20 protein-coding genes and 1 tRNA gene are annotated in these 20,605 nt (G+C 37.3%); 4 read left to right on the forward strand and 17 right to left on the reverse strand.

Going from position 1 to position 20,605, the window contains the following annotated elements; all coding sequences use genetic code 11:
• Positions 1 to 22: 22 nt before the first annotated feature.
• Together J2Y40_RS13435 and J2Y40_RS13440 are read right to left on the reverse strand one after the other, a co-directional pair.
• A complete protein-coding gene (locus tag J2Y40_RS13435) occupies positions 23 to 793 on the reverse strand; it encodes a LuxR C-terminal-related transcriptional regulator (RefSeq protein ID WP_153395525.1) in 771 nt (256 codons plus the stop codon).
• A gap of 357 nt (positions 794 to 1,150) precedes the next feature.
• Positions 1,151 to 1,963, reverse strand: coding sequence for a LuxR C-terminal-related transcriptional regulator (locus tag J2Y40_RS13440; protein ID WP_309999436.1), 813 nt, complete (start codon positions 1,961 to 1,963; stop codon positions 1,151 to 1,153).
• A gap of 91 nt (positions 1,964 to 2,054) precedes the next feature.
• Here J2Y40_RS13440 and J2Y40_RS13445 point away from each other — a divergent pair, with 91 nt between their 5' ends.
• Together J2Y40_RS13445 and J2Y40_RS13450 are read left to right on the forward strand one after the other, a co-directional pair.
• Positions 2,055 to 2,669, forward strand: a complete 615-nt coding sequence (locus tag J2Y40_RS13445; protein ID WP_153395527.1) for a hypothetical protein — start codon at positions 2,055 to 2,057, stop codon at positions 2,667 to 2,669.
• A gap of 156 nt (positions 2,670 to 2,825) precedes the next feature.
• Positions 2,826 to 4,220, forward strand: a complete 1,395-nt coding sequence (locus J2Y40_RS13450; protein WP_153395529.1) for a hypothetical protein — start codon at positions 2,826 to 2,828, stop codon at positions 4,218 to 4,220.
• Between the two features lie 310 nt (positions 4,221 to 4,530).
• Here the strand turns inward: J2Y40_RS13450 and gap are convergent, their stop codons facing one another.
• The 7 genes from gap to J2Y40_RS13485 form a co-directional block, all read right to left on the reverse strand.
• Complete coding sequence (gene gap / locus J2Y40_RS13455; protein ID WP_053327139.1) at positions 4,531 to 5,535, reverse strand: type I glyceraldehyde-3-phosphate dehydrogenase; 1,005 nt, start codon at positions 5,533 to 5,535, stop codon at positions 4,531 to 4,533.
• A 32-nt stretch (positions 5,536 to 5,567) separates the two neighbouring features.
• Entirely contained in the window at positions 5,568 to 6,554 is a 987-nt protein-coding gene (gene pfkA / locus J2Y40_RS13460; protein WP_153395531.1) for a 6-phosphofructokinase, read from the reverse strand.
• Positions 6,555 to 6,637: 83 nt separating this feature from the next.
• Positions 6,638 to 7,516 carry a DUF4846 domain-containing protein gene (locus J2Y40_RS13465; RefSeq protein ID WP_309999437.1) on the reverse strand — a complete coding sequence of 293 codons (879 nt, stop codon included), beginning with the start codon at positions 7,514 to 7,516 and terminating at the stop codon, positions 6,638 to 6,640.
• A gap of 183 nt (positions 7,517 to 7,699) precedes the next feature.
• Entirely contained in the window at positions 7,700 to 8,080 is a 381-nt protein-coding gene (locus tag J2Y40_RS13470; RefSeq protein WP_153395535.1) for a GreA/GreB family elongation factor, read from the reverse strand.
• Positions 8,081 to 8,383: 303 nt separating this feature from the next.
• Positions 8,384 to 9,028, reverse strand: coding sequence for a hypothetical protein (locus J2Y40_RS13475; protein ID WP_309999440.1), 645 nt, complete (start codon positions 9,026 to 9,028; stop codon positions 8,384 to 8,386).
• Between the two features lie 46 nt (positions 9,029 to 9,074).
• Positions 9,075 to 9,467 carry an alternative ribosome rescue aminoacyl-tRNA hydrolase ArfB gene (arfB, locus tag J2Y40_RS13480; RefSeq protein ID WP_153395539.1) on the reverse strand — a complete coding sequence of 131 codons (393 nt, stop codon included), beginning with the start codon at positions 9,465 to 9,467 and terminating at the stop codon, positions 9,075 to 9,077.
• A 36-nt stretch (positions 9,468 to 9,503) separates the two neighbouring features.
• Positions 9,504 to 10,526, reverse strand: a complete 1,023-nt coding sequence (locus tag J2Y40_RS13485; protein ID WP_153395541.1) for an AMP-binding protein — start codon at positions 10,524 to 10,526, stop codon at positions 9,504 to 9,506.
• A gap of 100 nt (positions 10,527 to 10,626) precedes the next feature.
• On the opposite strand from J2Y40_RS13485, the gene J2Y40_RS13490 reads away from it, so the two are divergent.
• A tRNA-Gln gene (locus J2Y40_RS13490) sits at positions 10,627 to 10,697 on the forward strand.
• Between the two features lie 94 nt (positions 10,698 to 10,791).
• Here J2Y40_RS13490 and J2Y40_RS13495 read toward each other — a convergent pair.
• The 8 genes from J2Y40_RS13495 to J2Y40_RS13530 form a co-directional block, all read right to left on the reverse strand.
• The gene (locus J2Y40_RS13495; protein ID WP_309999443.1) at positions 10,792 to 12,024 is read right to left on the reverse strand and encodes a MutS-related protein; all 1,233 of its coding nucleotides are present in this window, start codon (positions 12,022 to 12,024) and stop codon (positions 10,792 to 10,794) included.
• A gap of 19 nt (positions 12,025 to 12,043) precedes the next feature.
• Positions 12,044 to 12,487 (reverse strand): hypothetical protein, encoded by a 444-nt coding sequence (locus J2Y40_RS13500; RefSeq protein WP_309999445.1) that lies wholly within the window; start codon positions 12,485 to 12,487, stop codon positions 12,044 to 12,046.
• Between the two features lie 185 nt (positions 12,488 to 12,672).
• Complete coding sequence (locus J2Y40_RS13505; protein ID WP_309999447.1) at positions 12,673 to 13,311, reverse strand: DUF308 domain-containing protein; 639 nt, start codon at positions 13,309 to 13,311, stop codon at positions 12,673 to 12,675.
• A 173-nt stretch (positions 13,312 to 13,484) separates the two neighbouring features.
• Positions 13,485 to 14,579, reverse strand: a complete 1,095-nt coding sequence (locus J2Y40_RS13510; protein WP_309999449.1) for an agmatine deiminase family protein — start codon at positions 14,577 to 14,579, stop codon at positions 13,485 to 13,487.
• A gap of 4 nt (positions 14,580 to 14,583) precedes the next feature.
• On the reverse strand, positions 14,584 to 15,198 hold the full coding sequence (locus J2Y40_RS13515) for a hypothetical protein (protein WP_153395551.1): 615 nt from the start codon (positions 15,196 to 15,198) through the stop codon (positions 14,584 to 14,586).
• A gap of 71 nt (positions 15,199 to 15,269) precedes the next feature.
• Positions 15,270 to 16,070 carry an AraC family transcriptional regulator gene (locus J2Y40_RS13520; RefSeq protein ID WP_309999451.1) on the reverse strand — a complete coding sequence of 267 codons (801 nt, stop codon included), beginning with the start codon at positions 16,068 to 16,070 and terminating at the stop codon, positions 15,270 to 15,272.
• Between the two features lie 222 nt (positions 16,071 to 16,292).
• On the reverse strand, positions 16,293 to 17,717 hold the full coding sequence (locus tag J2Y40_RS13525; RefSeq protein WP_309999453.1) for an amino acid permease: 1,425 nt from the start codon (positions 17,715 to 17,717) through the stop codon (positions 16,293 to 16,295).
• A gap of 118 nt (positions 17,718 to 17,835) precedes the next feature.
• Complete coding sequence (locus J2Y40_RS13530) at positions 17,836 to 18,129, reverse strand: helix-turn-helix transcriptional regulator (RefSeq protein ID WP_309999455.1); 294 nt, start codon at positions 18,127 to 18,129, stop codon at positions 17,836 to 17,838.
• A 186-nt stretch (positions 18,130 to 18,315) separates the two neighbouring features.
• Here J2Y40_RS13530 and ccoN point away from each other — a divergent pair, with 186 nt between their 5' ends.
• Entirely contained in the window at positions 18,316 to 20,595 is a 2,280-nt protein-coding gene (gene ccoN / locus J2Y40_RS13535) for a cytochrome-c oxidase, cbb3-type subunit I (RefSeq protein WP_309999457.1), read from the forward strand.
• Positions 20,596 to 20,605: the final 10 nt, after the last annotated feature.

Consider the following 20,605-nt stretch of genomic DNA (forward strand, 5'->3'; position numbering starts at 1 on the left):
GATCCGGGATTTTTGAAAAACATCAGACAAGCCCTCTTTCAAAAGCTTTTTTAATCAATTCCTTACAGTTTCTGGAGGATGTTTTTCTTAAAATATTTTTACGGTGTGTGCGTACCGTGTGTTCAGACAGTACAAGCATTTTTGCAATCTCCGGCCCGGAGTAGCCTTTTGCAATAAGTGAAAGAACTTCAGTCTCTCTCTGGGTAAGGTGTTCTTTAGACGCAGTGGATGAAAAATGATTCAGTTTAATCTGCTGGAAATCATTTCTTGGTCCTATACCTGAAATCAGAACAGTATATGGGTTTTCTTTGGTAATATGATGAATATTGGTATGGATATTTATAGCTTGTACAGGCTGCCCCGATTCATCTTCCATGGTAATAATAGCCTGGTGATGAAACAACTCATAATTTCCTTCTGCTGTTTTCATACGGAAACAGTAGCTTGATTTCAGATAAAGCTGATGCTCAAAACCGATTTCAATTATTTTTTCAATAACAGTCTGCTCTGCTTTTAAAACAAAACCCATGTCATCAGGATGGGTAAGATCAATAACCTCTTTTAAATTTTCAGGAAAAGAACTTAACCCATGAAGTTTCAGAATGTTTTTATGATGATGGGAAAGAGTACTGTTGGTTAAATTCAGAACATAGTAATAAAACTCACCAATGGCAAACATCTCACCAATAATACGTTCAACAGGAGGGATATTCAGAATTTCCCGATCCTTCCTTACCCCCGGATAGGTATTCCAGACCTCCACCAGAGGGTGATTTTGTTCTGAATTTTTCATGGACATTTGTTTTTTAAGCTAAAATAAGTAAAATACTAACAAAATACCACAAAAGGGGGATTTTTTTACTTTGATAAAATTCCAAACTTTGTAGTAGCTAATAATCAGGAAAACTCAAATTTATTAAGTTCTATTTTATACCAGTTTTTCTTTTTGTTAGCTGAATGAATTCAATGGCGAACAGCCTGTTTCAGCCGTCTGTTATCTCGTAAGCTATTAATGAATATAAAAAACAGTTTACTCTTTTCTTTATTAGTTGTTTGAAAATGATAAACTAATGGCCTCTCGTTGCTGGAGAGGCCTATTTTAATTGATCTTATCTTTTCTTTACCTGTAGTCATGATAGCTCATGTTATTCTACAAATATCCCCATTCAAAAGCCTTTTTAACGAGTTCTGAGCCATTCTTACAATCAGCCTTTTTTAAAATATTTTTTCTGTGTGTACGTACTGTTTCTTCAGAAATATTCAGGAAATCGGAAGCTTTCGCAGCAGAATACCCTTTGGCGATACAGGTAATAACTTCAACTTCCCTTTTGGTAAATATGACAGAGGGCGCGGATGTTTTATTATTATTTATCCACTGCATCTGATGGAAGTCTTTTCGGCCGTTAATTCCCGAAAGTAAAACTGTGTAGGAATTCTGATGGGTAATATGTTCAATGTTGGTATGGATATTAACAGTCTGCAGAAGCTTTCCATTCTCATCTTTATAGGTATGCAGTGCCTGATGGTGAAACAATTCGTAATTCCCTTTTGCTGTCCTCATCCGGAAACAGTAACTGGACTTTAATTCCTGCTGATAATCAAATCCATTAATTTCCATCATTTTCTCTATACACATCCTTTCAGCTTCCATAACAAATTCAAGATCATCGGGATGAATAAGGTCTATGATTTCTTTAAGATGTACCGGGTACTTGTTGAAACCATGCATGCTTAGGATATTTTCATGATGGTTGCACAAAGTACTGTCTGCAAAATTAATCACGTAATAATAAAACTGGCCTGCGGCGAATATTTCTCCGATAATGCGCTCAATAGAGGGAACCGGCAATACACTGGTACTGCTGTTTTGAAAAAAATCAGGATAACTGTTCCAGACTTGTGTGAGGGGATGCTGCTTTTTGGGATGATCCAGATTCTTTTTATCCATGGTTAATGTTTTCATAAAAATATAAAAAAAACAATTTTAAAAAATCACCTTTTTGCGGTATTGTAAAAGACTTGCCATTTGGGGAATTTTGTAGAAAAATTAAGCTATGAAAACAAAAATTTTAAAAGATTTTTTTTGGAAAACATTTTTGTTGATTTCATTTTTGGGAGTTGAATATGGTGTAAAAGCACAAGGTGCAACTTTAACAAAAGAAGAAACTGTAAATTATATCAATAAGAAACTGGCAGAATCTAATGAACATAAAAAGACAGTAAGTGATGGTAAAATTACTGCAACTATTAATTGGCAGACAATTGAAATGTCTAATAATGGAATTATCACAAGAGCTATAAGTCGATCAACAAAACTTGAAAACCTTGACTGTCCAGATGTTAATTTATTTGATGAGGATAAATTTAATGTATCACATATTGTTACTATTGAACTGGCTAAGAATTACAATGAAAATGAAGCTGTGGGTACTCTAAAGATTAAATTACTACCTAAGACCGGACACTCTTCAGGCAAATTTTCTGCTTATAGTAGAGTATTGATGGGGCGGTGTGTTGACAGGGAAGAAAGATCTATATATGATCTGACTGTAGATGAAATATCAATATACTATTTGAAAGGTGATCCTACAAATTTTAAAAAAATAAAAAAGGCGTTTGAATATCTAAGAGATTTGAATAAAGCTGAAGATGACCCTTTTGGAGATTAAAGATACTGAGATATGGAAAAGAAACTCGGAATATTATTTCTCTTATTTTTTCTGTTTCAGGCAAAAGCTCAAACGGTAGGGGTAAATGAGGTGATCTCTATAGAAACAAAATCTGCTCTTATTGAAAGCAACAATAAAAAAATGGCAGACTATAAAATGATGCTTCCTGAACTGGAAAAACAATGGAAAGCAAAAATCCAGAAATTAAAAGATGAGTTGTTACAACTGCAAAAGGAAAGAGACAATTTAATTGCAGATATGAAGATTGGGGCAAGATGCAGCCAATGTAATAAGTGGAAATCGGAATTCGAAAAAGAAGGAGTGGATTTCCAGAAACATCTTGGAGAAGTGAAAGGATATGCCGTTCCCGCCACGACATCCGAATTAGAGGAAGTCAGAAAACGCTATTCGGAGAAAATGGCAATTATAAAAGTGCAGATTCAGAAATTGGAGAAGAGTGACAATGAATACACAAAAATGCTGGCAATGATCAAAAATCTTGAAGATGGAAATGTCAAATTATGTAATGAAATAACAAAGCATAGTGAATACTATGAAAAAAAGGTAACAGAGGATGGGAAAAAATATCATGAAGAATGGGCCAATAATTTGATGAGCTATGTGTGTCAGATGTTAATACACCAGGATAAAATCTCGATATACAATGAACAACAAATTCTTCTGGCTAAAAAATTCAGTGAAGAAAGTGAAAAAGTTAAACTCCAGGTAAAAGAAGCTATTGAAAAAGAACGGCTTGGTTTACTAGGTAAAATTGTGTTGAATAATCAATTCATGAGTGATCTTGAAAATACTAAAGAAATATTCTTAACAAAAATAAATGAAGAAATAAACGTAAAAAAGAGACAAAAATCAGATGTAGAAAGTGAATTGCTAAAGTCAGGGATTACTGATGATACTCAATCAGAATTAAAAAAGAAAATAGAAAATTTAGCAGCAGAAATTTCAGAAAAAGAAACGGAAAGAAACAATTATATTTCCGAAGCCGAAGCAAAAATAGAAAATATGAGACAGCAAAATTTCCAATTCAACAATGAGATATTACAGCTGCCAATAAAGATGAATAAGGTTCAGGATGAAGAAATTGCTAAAGTTAAATCTGTGTTTGATAAAGAGATCTCTGATGCTAAATATAAACAGGAACAGGCTGTAACAGACTTGGAAAAATCCCGAAAAGAATATAATGAAAAGGTAAAAGAATATAAAGCGAAAAATAATATTTTAGTAGAGATGGTGAATTCCGAAGTTGGAAGAATTGTTATCTCTTCACAGAAAGTTAGCTGTGCCTACAGGAATGACAGCTACAGCATCATTAATATGAATTGGAGTAATGTTTTTTCTTGTGTAAGCAGTGTTGCAAAATCGGCAAAACCTTATTCTATGAATGTTTTCAATCCATATTGTTCTGAAAGGCTTAAAAAATCTACAATTGATGCATACAAATCATTTTTATCCACTTTAAATGAAAATGAATTCGAAATTGTTAGGGCAAACAGCAACCATTTTTGGTTTCAATCTTTAATTAAGAAGTAATACAGCTAACAAAGAATAATTTAATAGCCTCTCACTACCAGAGAGGCTTTTTTCTTTCTTCATCTTACATCTAAAATCACCCGAACGGGTACTTTACTTGTGTTCATGGAATGATAAACTTTGCATAACACAAAAACCAATAACCATGAAAACTCATTTTTTACCATTACTTTGCTTATCTGGGCAGAAATAGCCCGGGGCAGGAACAGATCTGAAGATATTGGAAAACATATTTGATAAGTAAAATAACAAAAAAACCTTCCCATCCGGGAAGGTTTTATATTACTCATTGCTTATCGCACATTACCGATTACAAAGAAGCAGCGTGTACAAGCATATCTACTAACTTGTTAGAGTAACCCATTTCGTTATCATACCAGGAAACAAGTTTTACGAAGTTAGGAGAAAGCATGATACCAGCATCTTTATCGAAGATAGAAGTTCTCTTATCTCCTACGAAGTCCTGAGATACTACGGCATCTTCAGTGTATCCTAAAATTCCTTTCAATTCACCTTCAGAAGCTTCTTTGATAGCTGCACAGATCTCATCGTAAGAAGTAGCTTTTTCTAATCTTACGGTAAGGTCAACTACAGAAACGTCTACTGTTGGTACTCTGAAAGACATCCCTGTTAATTTCCCGTTAAGAGAAGGGATTACTTTTCCTACCGCTTTAGCAGCACCTGTAGAAGAAGGGATAATGTTGTTTAGAGCAGCTCTACCACCTCTCCAGTCTTTCATTGAAGGACCGTCAACAGTCTTTTGAGTAGCTGTTGTAGCGTGTACTGTAGTCATTAAACCTTCAACGATTCCGAATTTATCGTGAATTACTTTAGCTAAAGGAGCTAAACAGTTCGTTGTACAAGAAGCGTTTGATAAGATTTTAATATCGTCAGTCAGTTCTTTGTGGTTTACTCCCATTACGAACATTGGCGTATCATCTTTAGAAGGAGCAGAAAGGATTACTTTTTTAGCACCTGCGTTGATGTGAGCCTGAGCTGAATCTTTAGATAAGAAAAGACCTGTAGATTCTACGATATAATCAGCACCGATTTCGTTCCACTTCAGGTTGTTAGGATCTTTTTCTGCAGTTACTCTGATTCTCTTTCCGTTTACCACAAGGTCATTTCCTTCAACAGAAACTTCACCTGGGAAAATCCCGTGTACAGAGTCATATTTTAACATGTAAGCCATGTATTCTGCATTGATAAGGTCATTGATTCCTACCACTTCAATATTGTCTCTTTCAGTCATTGCTCTGAAAACAAGACGTCCAATTCTACCAAAACCGTTGATACCTACTTTAATTGTTGACATAATAGTTTGTTTTTATTAGATTTTAAAAATAATTAGATTGCTAAAATTTCTGAGATCAACATCAGATCTTTGTTGATTTCGTTATGTTTTTTAATGGCTTCTTCAATAGCGGTATATACCAGATCGTTGGAACGCATTCCGGCCATTACATTTGTTTTTCCGTCCATTAATCCTACTACAGCTCCATATCCAAGTCTGCTGGCTAAAACTCTGTCTGCACAGCTTGGTGATCCCCCTCTCTGAATGTGACCTAAAATGGTTACACGAATATCATAATCAGGAAACTCCTCTTTGGTCTGGTTGGCAAGATCGTAGATGCTACCCAGCTTTTCACCTTCTGCTACCACAACAATACTGGATGCTTTTCCTGTTTTCTCAGCTTTTCTGAAATTGGCAAAAAGATCATCCATGCTGTCTTTTTTCTCAGGAATAAGAATATCCAGAGCACCTGTTGCCAGTCCGCTGTTCAGAGCAATAAAACCTGCATCACGTCCCATTACCTCAACAAAGAAAACCCTGTTGTGGGAAGTTGCCGTGTCACGGATTTTATCGATAGCTTCCATGGCTGTATTCAAGGCAGTATCATATCCGATGGTGTTGTCTGTTCCGAAAATATCATTGTCGATGGTTCCCGGTACCCCAATTACCCTGATCCCGAATTCCTCACTGAATATTTTTGCTCCGGTGAATGTTCCGTCTCCTCCAATACATACCAGGCCTTCTATTCCAAGCTTTACACAATTGTCATAAGCTTTCTGACGGCCTTCTTTTGTTCTGAATTCTACTGATCGGGCAGATTTCAGAATCGTTCCGCCCTGGTTGATGATATTTTTTACGGAACGGGGACCCATTTTCAGGAAATCACCATGGATGAGCCCGTTGTAGCCTTCTCTTACTCCGTAGCATTCGATATTATAATAATTGGCGGTTCTTACTACCGCTCTTAATGCCGCATTCATACCCGGAGAATCACCTCCTGAAGTAAGAACTGCAATTTTTTTTACAGCACTCTCTTTCATCAAGTAAAAAATTTCGAACACAAATTTACAAAAACAAGTTCAGATAATGGCAGTAACTTCATAAGAGTTTTGAATATAAATAATTAAAAGCTTCTGAAATTTGTTGGTTTAAAAAAATACCTCGCCGTTCTCGTTTCCGGAGCATTGGTATCAAGGTCGTACCACGGTGTTGTATACGGATTAAAAGGGTTCGAAAGGACATGAACCGATTGTGCCGGAGTAAATCCTTCACTTAACAGAAATAATCTCTTCCCGTCTTTATTTTCACAAACACCGGAAATAAAAACAATATGTCCGGGACTGCCCGGTGTGATGAGAATATCACCGGTTTTCAGATCAGAATTTTTCGTTACCGGCTTTGTTTCTTTGTTTAATGAGATGGTTCCGGCATAATTAAAAATCAGATCCAGATAATTCCTGAAACTTTGGTAGGAATCATCAACAGCCGCCGTTTTCCGGAAACTGACCGAGTTACCATTAACAAAAGCCCTGACCCCATTTTTATAATCATTCCAGGAAAGCAGGTCTCCGCTCGTAAAATGAAACTGAATCTCGTTAAATCTTTTCGCTTTGTAAAGATATTCTGCTCTCATACGAATAGCGGCATCAGCACACTGCTGAAGATCTTTATCTCCGGTATCGATATCAAAAACAGCTTCATGAAGATGCTGGGTAGTAATAGGAACGCCATCATACCGTAAAATCTCAGAACCGTACGGTTTCAGCTTAAAATGTTCGATGAAATATCCAAATGAATCTGCTTTTTCTTCAATCCATTCATAGCCTTCGGGTGGAGAAAACCTTTCCCGGATGGTATTCTTACCTTTATTGATTTTTAAAGCATTTTTTGCAGCCAGCTGTTCATTTTTATCCGGCTCAGCCAGCAGGCGGTCTGATAACTTTTCTTTTGTACATCCTGTGAAAAGTACAAAAGCTGTGATTCCTATACCAATTTTTTTCATGCGTTTTTCATTGAACACAAAGATCATTTTTTTTTCATCTATCCACCAATAAAGAATCTGAAAATCTGCCAGATCCGCGAGAGAAAGTAACAGAAGGCATCGGTGTCAATTTGTGTGATCAGCAGAAAATAAAAAGTACAGCCCAAAATGAGCTGCACTTCTAGTATTGTTCCACTTAAAAAGTTATCCTTTCCAGGGTTCCACTTTCAGGATTTCTATTTTCCGTTCACCCTCTCTGAAAGGCCAGCTGATAACGTCTCCTACTCTATACCCTACTACAGCAAGCGCAATATCAGAAAGTATAGAATGTTTGTTTTTAGCCGGTTTTGACTTAGCTGAAGAAACAAAAATATACTCATGTTCAAAATCCAGAGTATGATCTTTCAGGGTTACTTTTCTTTCTACGGTTACGATGTCTTCCGGCAAATCTCTTCTGAGGACCTGTTTTGCTTTCCTGAGTTCTTCGGTCAGTCTTTTTTCTTCTTCCTTACTTACTTTTTTTCTTCTCAGGGTATCTTTAATAGCATCGTATATTCCGGTGGTTACTGTAATATGATCAGACATTTTTATTCTTTTTTAAAATTAAATGATGCGGCTATTCTTTATGATCCAATGCAGGAATACAGACCAAAAGGTCTTTCCCGTAGAAAACCGCAAAAAACAATGAGTAAATAAAATTAATCCGAAGTATTTCCCTGTCCTGGATCCTGACAGGGCTTAATTGATAAAGTCCTTGGAACTTTTCAGAAAAGAATCTGTATGTAAATACAATAATGACAGCAGCAATCCTGATTGCCGGCGTATCGCAGATAAAAAAATCGTTGCTGTCATTATATAAGTTGTTCTGATTTCTTACAAATATAAGACTTAAAAACGGAATGCGGCCACTGCACTTAAAGAAACTCTTGTCAGCCCTTCTTTCTGATCATTCCCGAAATTAACGGTCTGCCCATTGTAGCTCATTTTGCTCAATGTTCCTGCTGTAGCCCCAAATTTTGGCCCTATCATCAGGTTTTTGGTAACGGCATACTGATAGCCTGCCCCTACTTCTATACCAAAAGTGGAACCGGTAGCTTTTACAGATCCTGTCTTCGTAGTGTAACTGATTACCCCCATCGATGCATCCGCTGCAAATTTGTGTTTTGTAGGCTGAGTATGATTGGAAAACATCACGGAAGGGCCAAAGAAAGTGATATTATCTTTTGTATTAACCGATACATAAACTGTCTGTCCGTTCATATTATTACCACGTAACAAACCACTGCTCGATGCGCTGTAATTGGAAAACTTAGCCCCGATCCCGATATGCTTCACGTTATAATAAGCAGCCATTTCAAAATTGACACCGCTTTTCAGTCCTTTTATGTAATCTTTTTCTTCTCTTGAAAGCCCGGAAGCGGTTTCAGCAACCCTCCATCCGAATCCTACGGCAGGCATAATGGTTATTTTTTCCTGAGCAAAAGAAAGTAAAGAGCCCGAAATAGCTCCTAATAGGATAAGTTTTTTGATCACGATTAAAAGTTTCCAACAAAAATACTATTTTCAGGTAAAGGGACAACTAAAACTTGAACCGTCTGTTTTCTTTTTTATCGGAAAGCTTTTTCTTACCATCCAGCCTTTTTTGTTTTTGAGCTCTTGAGGGTTTTGTTGCTGTTCTTTTTTTAGGAACAATCAGGGCTTTGTTGACAAGATCTATTATCTTTTCGATGGCTTTATTTTTGTTCATCAGCTGGGTCCTGCTTTCAGAAACCGTCAGAAATAATAACCCCTCTGCGTTAATTCTGTTTTTCAGTTTTTGCTGTATCAGCTCTTTCTGGTCATCATTGAAAAACTCTGACTCTACCACTTTCCACAGAACGGTAACGGCGGTCTCCACTTTGTTGACATTCTGCCCTCCTGCTCCACTGCTGCGGGAGGTTTTGAAACTGAGTTCTTTGGAAAAGTCTTTCATTTTTTTAGATGATGAATTAAAGAGTAAAGATAAAAACTATTGATTGGTCTCCACTATTTTTTGAAGTTCAATCCGGTTTACTTTACCATTCGGTGTTCTTGGAATCTGTCTGATAAAAATAACTTCCTTGGGTTTATGAAAACTCTTCTCAAAAGGAAGCTCAGAAGTCTGTCTGATCAGCTCTTCTGATTCTTCGCCTTCTATAACCACTATCAGTTTCTGGCCCAGGCTTTCATCTTTCAGGCCTAAAAATACAACTTCATTCGGGATTTCTTTTTTCACTAAAGCTTCCAATGTTTCCGGAAATATTTTTGCTCCCCCCGAATTGATAACATGATCAATCCTTCCTAAAAATTTAAATTGTTTTTCGTTTTTAATTTCCACCAGATCATTGGTCTGCAGAACTTCAGGATTCAGTTCAGGAGCAGAAATCTTCAGACAGCCTCTTTCATCTTTTGAAATCGACACGTTTTCAAAGGCTGTAAAATATTCTTCAGAAACAGGAAAAACTTGTTTCAGGGCAATATGGGAAAGAGTTTCAGACATTCCATAGGTTTCAAATATTCTGCCCGCATTGGCACTTTCACTGATTTTTTTCTTCAACGATTCTGAAACTGCGGCCCCGCCTATGATCAGGTTTTTGATCAGATGCAGTTTATCCAGGGAATTTTCAACCTGAAGAGGGGTCATGGCACAGAAATCTATTTCTTCATTCAGATTTTCAACCGGATTTAGGGATGGATCTGCTGTGATTAACTTTAATTTTCTCTCCACAGAACGTACCAGCATCATTTTCCCTGAAATATATTCCACAGGAAGGCAGAGTAAAGCTTTATCGCCCTTTTTTAATCCTAAGAAGTTACACGTCATCATCGCAGAGCTGAGCATTCTCTTTTTCTCTATTCCGAAAATTTTAGGCTGACCCGTGGAACCGGAAGTCTGTACATTAACCGTCTCCCCTTCCGAAAACCATTCTTCCAGAAAATTTTTGGCTTTTTGCTCAAATTCTGTTCCCGGAGATAAATTATTAATATTGAGATTATTGAAGTCTATCAGCATATTTTCTTGGAATAAATAGGACCGTAAATTTAAAAAAAAGTTTAAAAATTTCTTGTATCTAAAGAAAAAAGCTGTAAATTTGCACCACTGAAATAAACAAAGACCCATGGTGTAGCGGTAACACTACTGATTTTGGTTCAGTCATCTGGGGTTCGAATCCCTGTGGGTCTACAAACCATCCTTTTTGAGGATGGTTTTTGTTTTTTATATCTCTCTTATGAATAAATAAAAATACTCTTCCTTACTTTAAAACTGATCACTATTTTTACCCCTCCTTCAGCAATGCATTCAATCCATATTTATCAAACAAAATTTTCCCTATTTCAATTTTAGACCAGCCTTCTTTTAATTTATAGGTGAACAGCAGCTGCTCGTCTTTCACAAAAGATTCTAAATTCAATACGAGGATGTTTTCATTTTTTGCCAGGTCTTTCTCAATAAGATTCAGATGGGTGGACAGGATAAACATTGAATTTTTGTATCTGGACAATCCTTCAACAGTGTTTATGGTAATCTGCGCCGCATCATTAATATTGGTTCCTTTAAATATTTCATCAAATACCGCAAAACAGTTTTTTGATTTCAGTTCCAGAAGAACCTCTTTTAAGTTGATGATTTCCTGAGCAAAATAGCTGTAGCCTTTTTCAAGATTATCATCCACGGAGAAAAATAAAAATATCCTGTCATAAAACGGAATATTACAATACTCTGCAGGTACAGCCAACCCCAGATGAGCAAGCAAAACAACAATACTGATGGATTTCATCGCTGTAGACTTTCCGGACATATTGGCTCCAGTAAAAACAACGGTATTATTTCCGTTAATGTTGATTGAGTTCTTCACAGAATCGGTGAGGTTCAGGTGATAAAATTCATTAATCGTAAAGATATTATCAGAATTAAAATGAGGAAATACCAGATCAAACTTTCTGATTCCTTTCGCCATCCCGCAATACATATCAAATCTGTAAAAGAAATCCCAAAAAGAAGTTAAGTTTCCGTTTTCCTTTTCAGATTCAATCTTTATTAAAAAGGCTTTTCTGTGCTTAAATTGTAACTCTTTACTGTAATATTCATTGACTGATAATGAATTAATAAACAGGATCATCTTTTCAATTTCCCGGGCGTATTCTGCGCTGGTATTGGTAAGATTTAAATTTCTCAACAATAGCCCCAGCCGGTAAAAGAATTCTATAAATAAAGAAATATTAAAATTGGTTTCTTTATAAAACTCCCGGTAGGTAAAGTTGGTTAAATGAGTATAATTACGGCTCTCGATTTCCTCTGAAAATTGATGAATGGAAGAAACCGTCTGATCATTAATTTTATAGTTCTGTAGTAATGAAAAGTTATCTAAAAACAACTTTAATGTATTCTGAACTTCAAGAGTTTGTTCTAAGCAATAGTTTTTCTGATTGAAAAAACGGGTTAAATACTGTTTGGATCTTCTGGTCTGGGTATGATCAAAGTGAATTAATACTTCTGAAATATTTTTCATAGTTTATCTCTTCCAGAATCTATTGATTTTTATAATGAAACGGAAGTTTCACAAGATCAATTACTTTTTCTCCGCGGTTATTTTTACCTGCTGTCCACACCACATTATCTGTTGCTTTTGCAGCCGCAGCCTTTACTTCATTATTAAAAGTCTCATTTTTTCCATAAGTAGACACATTTAATACTTTGCCACCATCATCCACCTTTATAATGATCTCCGTATTCAGGTTTTTCCCTAAAGATTTTACTGCATCTTTATTCAGGAGCTGCTCAACTTTTTTCATAAAAGCTTTGTTGCCTCCGGGAAACTGTGCCGGAAAATTATTAACAGGCGGAGGCGGTACAGAAGGATCCTGCGGCTGTCTTGATTCATACCGGTTGACAATTTTAGTATCTCCTTTCGTTTTCTGCGCAAAAGCTATCGTAGATAAGCCTATCAGGCTGGCAAGTATAATTTTTTTCATGGATATTGTATTGGGTTGATTAGTTTTTATGTAACATAATTGAAAAATAAGCATAATTTACATGGGTATGCAGAATAATTTGGAATTTAACAAACTATAAGATTAAACTTTATGAAAATATTAAGATAAAGCAATAAAAAAGACTTCCGGAGAAGCCTTTAATTTATTTATATAGAATTCCTATTCTACTTTCGTCTTTTCAATTCATCAATTTCTTCCTGAACAGACCTCATCTTATTTTTCAATTCTTCGCTTATTTTTTCAGGGAATTTTTTAAGCTTTCTAAGATCTAAAGCCAACATGACAGATGCCACTCCGATAAAGATAAAAGAAACCGCCGTAAGCGTAACCAGGGACATTCCTGTAAACACCGGATTAAATATCAACAGTAAAGAGAAAATAATTCCACCTGCACTTGCTAATGCTACATTTCCCCAGCTTAGTATTTTCTGGCTCCTAAGATCAAAAGCAAATCCCAAAAGCTGAAAGGAGCGGAACAACAACGTAAATCCTACCACAAACGGAAGAACCGACATGGAAATCTCCGGATTCGACACAAGATACAAACCAATAGCCGTAGTAAGCAGCCCGCTTACCAGAAACCATCCCCATCCCTGCAGGGATTTATTATTCTGTATGGAAAAAAAGACTTCCGTAATTCCGGAGACCAGAAAAGATACACTGAAAATAACAGAAAGCGTTACATACGTTGCCAAAGGCACACTAAATACGTAAAAACCACAGATAAGAAAGATAATTCCAAAGATCAACGGAATATACCAATGCTTCACGGAATTCGTAAGAGTCTGAAAAAAGTTCGACATAAGCTGTATTTTAGGCTGCCTACTTTGTACCACGGCGTTCGGCTTGTCCGCAGGAAATTTCAAACTGATCATATTTTCACATTCATTTGAAATATAACCTATACTAATTTACGGAAAATCTTTTACTCAAACCTGAGAAACACCAATTAATATCTTTCCCCTAAGCACAACTTCTATCTGGCAACCGGCTGCTGCTGAGTAACACAGTGTACCATTCCTCCGTTTTCATACAGGTTTCTTACATCTATCCCGATCACCTTTCTGCCCGGATACTGTTCCTGAATCATTTTATTGGCTGTACTGTCATGCGGATCACCATAATTAGGAACCAGAACTACCCCGTTGGCCACATAATAATTGACGTAAGAACCTTTTTCTTCCAGCTGTTTTCCATAGGCTGTTTTCACCTTATTTTTAGTGGCCGGCAGGTATACTTTCTTATATTCTTTTCCTTTTACATTGGAAGCGGTGTACAGGGTTTCAATATCCTTATCAGAAAGTCCCATTTCAAAAAGGTCGTCTTCATTCATGGTGATCATTGTATCTGAATTGACAAATTTCATGAACCCATCAATATGCATATCTGTTACATCCAGACCGGTAATTCCGTCCAGCCAGATGACTTTGGATACTCCGTAATATGTTTTGAACATCTCTTCAGCTTCTCCCTGCGTGATTCCTTTATTTCTTATGGAACCTTTTTTCTGGCTGATCACTGAACTTTTACATGCCATCAATACTCCGTTCCCGTCAGTTTCAACAGAACCGCCTTCATTCACCATTTTCTCATTCAGATCCAGTACTTTTATCCCAAGATCTGTTCCGATTCGCTGAGGGATCTGATCACAGTTTTCAAAATCATATTTTTCACCCCAGCCATTAAATCCCCAGTCTGCAATCAGTAGCTTCCCTTTGTTGTCTTTCACAAAAACAGGCCCGTTGTCTCTTACCCAAACGTCATCGGTAGGATAAATTTTAAAATCAACATTGTTTAACGGAACTTTATTCTGTTCCAGAAGACTGATGATTCTTTTCTTCTCTGAATCATTATAGGCAATGATGTATACTTTCTCGCCATTTTGCAATGCTTTGGTCATGTCTATCCATGTCTGCTCTACCCTTTTTCTGTAAGTCATTCCATGCTGGTAATGATGAGGCCACTGAAGCCAGGTTCCTTCATGCGGTGAAGATCCTTCGGGAAAATGATACGTCTGTGCCATACTCAATATACTGCTCAATAATAAAATGAGCCCTGATAATTTATTCATATGATTAAAATTTCTTTCCTATAAATATTCCGAAATTAACTTCGGTTTCAAGACTATTCCCCGTCTGGGAAATGTTGCTTCCTATTCCCAATTGAAGTCTTTTATTGTTTTCAATACCTAAACGGATGATCTGACTGCTTTCCTGATGTTCCTTAAAACTGAAATCAGATTCCAGCATCAGCATACTGTACAGATTAAGATGTTCATTGATCTTAGGAGTGTATTCTAAAAGAGTATAAAGCCCTAATCCCAATTTCCCGGTTTCAAAGGAATAAGTAATCGCCGGAAACAGATTGATCCCAAAATTGCGGGTTTCCTTAGCGTAAGCCAAACCTAAAGAAGGCATCATATCTTCATCTGAAATATAAACACCTCCTGATACTCCCCAATGGTTCCCTATAAAATAATTAAGGTTCTGATAAATTCCGGGAGTTACTTTTCTAGTATCATACTGGTAGGAAGCTGTTCCTGATACAAAATAATTCCATCGGATTCCAAAGTCTTTGTCATAAATTCCAAGAACCTCTGCTTCTTTATTTCCTGCATACGCCTGAACAGAAATCTGTGATTTTGCATATATTGAAAATAATGAAATGAGAAGAAATGTGTTCTTTTTCATAAAGTGTTTTCCTGATTTTTCAGCAAAATTAACCCCTTCAAAAAAACAAAACTTGTCCCAAAAAGACATCTCTAAGAATACAGTGGGAAATAAATATACGTAACATTCTCTCCGGTTTCAGACAACAGATATTCTTCAATAACTTCTGAATCGTCAAGCATCAGGGATGGCATAGCAAGCCAAAAACGGTAAAAAGCACGGTAAGCTTCCAGAATATTCTCATACGTTCCGGAATGAGCAAACCGGACATATTTCCCTCCAAAAATTTCCTTCTTCTGAAATCCCTTTATATCTTTTCTCTCTTTTACAGCAGCTCCATACCTGCAATGGGAACGGCTGGTGATAAGAGGCTGGTCACAGATTATTCCGTAAGAAAACGGGGAAACTCCATTCTGTTTTTCAATTTCTCCCCAAAAATCATTGATTTCTTCATTATTATAATCTTTGGTTTTAATGAACTTACAATACACGGAAACAGCATCTTTGTATTTTATTTCATATTTCAGATCTATACTTCCACTATCAATAAACTTTTTAAAAACCGCCTCTTTTTGCTTCCTCGCTTCGGCCGGAGAAATATGAAACTGTTTTTTAAAGGCTTTGGAAAAAGACTGAATAGTAAAATACCCTACCTGCCAGGCGATATCTGAAATTTTTTCTTCGGTATAAATCAATTTTTTGTAGGCACTTTCAAGCCGGAGCCGTTTCTGAAATCCTGAAACTGTTTCATTGAATATCTTAAAAAATATTCTCTGAAAATTACGGTAAGAATAATGAGACCGCTGTTCTATTTCATAAGCTGTAATCTCCTGATCGAAGTTTGCTTCGATATAATCTACAATCTTCTGAATTTCGCTGAAGCTTACCGGCACGGCTTTATGTTTTTATCTATTAAATATACTAAAAAAATGATTTCGATGAAAACAGCATGTTTGGATCAGTATCGAAAAACATTGGGGTGCTTTTAACATAAACAGGGCCTCTTCGCTTATTTTTGAAATACAAAGACTATATCTAAAATTGATTACAACGAAAAAGGACAGACAAAGTCCATCCTTTATTATATTATTTTAAATAATTTTATTTTGAGATTCTTACTTAGAAGGTTTGTATATTTTATACATCACAAATAAAAACGCAATCCATACCGGGATCAGGATCACCTGAATTTCCATTCCTGTGAAGCACATCAGCGCCAGGATCAGCAATAAAAATACAATACAGATATAATTGGATGCCGGATAAAAGATCGACGGGAACTTCGACGGACTTCCTGAACTGATAATACTTTTCTTGAATTTCAGATGGGTATAGCAGATCATCAGCCAGTTGATAATTAATGTGGAAACCACCAAGGCCATTAAATACTGAAATGCTTTTTCAGGAACCAGCTTATTAATGATAATACAGATTCCGGCAAAGCATGACGAAATAAGGATAGCATTAACCGGAACTGAATTCTTATTCAGTTTTTGTAGGAATTTCGGAGCATTTCCCTGTTGGGCTAATCCGAAAAGCATACGGCTGTTGCTGTATACACTGCTGTTGTAAACCGATAAAGCGGCTGTTAATACAATCAGATTAAGAACATTAGCAATCAGTGTATTGAATTGGATTACTTTTCCAAACATACTGAATTCAAGTCCGTTAAGATTCTGGAAAACCATTACAAAAGGGCTTGTACCTTCCGTAATTTCCCTCCATGGGCTTAATGAGAATAGAATAACCAACGCTCCAACATAAAAGATCAGGATTCTGTAGATCACCTGATTGGTTGCCTGGGGAATTGTTTTTTCAGGATTTTTCGCTTCTGCCGCTGTAATTCCGATCAGCTCCAGTCCTCCGAATGAGAACATAATCATCGCCATAGCTGCAAACAGCCCGGAAAACCCGTCTGCCGTTTTATTAAACAGACCTTTCGGGAAAAAGCCTCCGTCATTCCATAAGTTCTGGATACTGGCTTTATCTCCTCCGGTACCGCTTACCAACAGGTAGATCCCGAAAATGATCATCGCTACAATGGCAACTACTTTAATAATAGAGAACCAGAATTCGGTTTCACCATATACTTTTACAGAAGCCAGATTAAGGGCATTAATGACGATAAAGAAGAATAAACTGGAAACCCAGAGCGGTATTTCCGGCCACCAGAAATGAACATAATGGCCAATAGCCGTAAGCTCGGCCATACTTACCAGAATATAGAGAATCCAGTAATTCCATCCTGAAGCAAATCCGGGAAAGTTCCCCCAATATTTATAGGCAAAATAGCTGAAACTTCCTGAAACCGGCTCATGAACCACCATTTCGCCCAGCTGGCGCATGATAAAAAAAGCAATGATCCCTGCCAAAGCATACCCAAGAATAACGGAAGGGCCAGCCAATACAGCTGCAGGACCTATCCCGAGAAATAATCCGGTACCAATGGCACCTCCGAGGGCAATTAATTGAATGTGTCTGTTCGTTAAACCTCTTACCAGAGTACCATCATTAGGTCCGGTTTTATTTTCGCTGCTCATAGAATGAATTATGCCTTAAATATATAAAACTTTACAGAAATTCACGTTCTATGACGCTTACCGAACATACAAAATACTCAGTATTAAATAATTAAAAAGAAAAAAAAGGCAGATTTCCTTATAAAAACTCTTTTGGAACTGCGATATTATTCTTTTTCATATACTCTAAAAGTCCCTGATAACGGTCTTCATACCCATCTGTTCCGCATTTATGCGAAATACTGCATATATCGGAAGGCTTAATTTCCAGAATATCGGAAATCTTGGTCAGTATTTCCAGATTGATTTTCACCTTGGAATTTTCAATATCAGAATAAGCTTTCTGGGAAATTCCCATTTCAAAAGCCATATATTCCTGCGTAAGATCTCTACTCCGCCTTATTTTCCTTATGTTTTGGCCACATACTTTCATCCTTTTTGTTTTTAGTAGTTTTTGGTATAGTTTAGAAGATTATCTACTAGCCTCTAACAAAGTTAATAAATACCTTTGGCAAAACATTATACACGTTACATGATATTTATTTTTTCACATTAATTCATGCTGCTCAAGCCGGATTTCGGAGAATAAATATCACTTCAGTACAACACACTTGGAATTATGGAGACGCAAAAATTTAATTATGACAATAATATTGTCAGAGCATTCCTCTATGCTACAATCGTATTCGGGCTGGTAGGTTTCCTGCTGGGACTTACGGCCGCACTGATGCTTTTCTATCCTGAACTTCCTGAATTTTTATTCGGAACAGATGACACCACCATCCAGAGTTTGAGAAGCGGTAATATCCAGGGGCTGATCAATACACAGGGAGCCATGGGCTTCGGAAGAATCAGAATGCTTCATACGAGTGCTGTTATTTTTGCTTTTGTGTGTAACTCGTTTTTCTGCGGTGCTTACTACAGTATGCAGAGGCTGCTGAAAACAAGGATGTACAGTGATACCTTATCCTGGATCCATTTCTGGTCATGGCAGTTTATGATTGTTACTGTAGTAATCACGTTCTTAATGGGAATCAACACTTCCAAGGAATATGCTGAGCATGAATGGCCTATCGACATTCTGATCACGTTCTCATGGGTGGTTTTCGGAATCAATATGTTCGGAACTATTGCCAAAAGAAGGGTAAGACACCTTTATGTAGCGATATGGTTTTATCTGGCAACATGGATTGCTGTAGCCATGCTGCATATATTCAATAATCTGGAAATTCCTTTATCATTTACAAGCTGGAAATCCTATTCTGTATATGCGGGAGTAAAAGATGCCCTTGTGCAGTGGTGGTACGGCCATAATGCAGTAGCATTCGTACTGACCACTCCCGTACTGGGTCTGATGTATTATTTCATGCCGAAAGCGGCTCAACGACCGGTCTTTTCATACAAATTATCTATTATTCACTTCTGGTCACTAATTTTTGTATACTTATGGGCAGGCCCTCACCACCTTCAGTATACAGCGCTTCCGGCATGGGCTCAGGCCGTTGGTACAGGGTTTTCTATTATGCTTATTGCTCCGTCATGGGGTGGAATGCTGAACGGTCTTCTTACGTTAAGAGGAGCCTGGGATAAAGTAAGAGAGAATCCGATCCTTAAATTCTTCGTGGTAGCCGTTACCTGCTACGGGATGGCCACTTTTGAAGGACCACTTTTAGCCACAAAATCTTTAAATAAAATCGGGCATTATACCGACTGGGTAATCGGGCACGTACACTTAGGAGCTCTTGGATGGAATGGTTTCATGGCATTCGGAGTAGTTTATTACCTCGTGCCAATCATGTGGAGAACTCCGCTCTGGTCTAAAAAATTAGCCAACTGGCACTTCTGGCTGGGAACATTAGGAATTATTTTCTACGCAGTTCCGATGTATATTTCAGGATTCACTCAGGGATTAATGTGGAAACAATTCAATCCGGACGGAACTTTATTATGGAAAAACTGGCTGGATACGGTAACTGCGATTATTCCTTACTTTAAAATGAGATTCCTGGGAGGTGTTCTTTATCTTACCGGAGCGATCCTGATGGTGGTGAATGTAGTGAGAACTGTAAGAAAAGGATCATTCCAGAAAGAAGTTCCTGCTGAAGCGCCTGCCCTTGCAGATATTGGCAGCACAAGAAAAGAAGGCGAAGGTGTACACCTTTGGCTGGAAAGAACTCCCGCCCTGCTTTCTATCCTTGCATTCATTACGATAGCTATTGGAGGGCTGGTAGAAATTGTTCCAACACTCTCGCTTAAACAGAGTGTACCAACCATCACCGCGGTAAAACCTTATACTCCGCTGGAACTGGAAGGAAGAGATCTTTATATCCGTGAAGGCTGTAATTCCTGCCACTCACAGATGATCAGACCATTCCGTGATGAGGTTGTTAGGTTTGAAGGTAAAAACGGACAGTATTCCAAAGCGGGAGAATTCGTTTACGACCGTCCATTCTTATGGGGATCTAAAAGAACCGGACCGGATCTTCACAGAGAAGGAGGCCGAAACCCTGATTCATGGCACTTCAAACACATGTATAACCCAAGAATTACGTCTGCAGGTTCCATCATGCCGCGTTTTCCATGGCTGATTACCAATAAACTGGACCGCACGCAGATGGTAGATAAATTAAAACTGATGAAGAATTCTTTCGATGTACCATACACCAAAGCAGAAATAGATTCTGCAGGAAAATGGGCAGATAACCAGTCTAAAGCGATCGTAAAAAGAATTTATGCAGAGGCAACGGACGTGAAAGATCAGATGGAAAAAGAAAGATCAGCTAAAGGTGCAGGCTTTGTACCGCTTGAGCAAAGAGAGATTATTGCAATGATCGCCTACCTTCAGAGACTGGGTACCGATATTAAAACAACGCAGATCCAAACGGCAAGTGCTGAGTAATTATTAAAAT

The organism is Chryseobacterium sp. 2987, assembly GCF_031456375.1.
Taxonomy (GTDB): domain Bacteria; phylum Bacteroidota; class Bacteroidia; order Flavobacteriales; family Weeksellaceae; genus Chryseobacterium; species Chryseobacterium vaccae.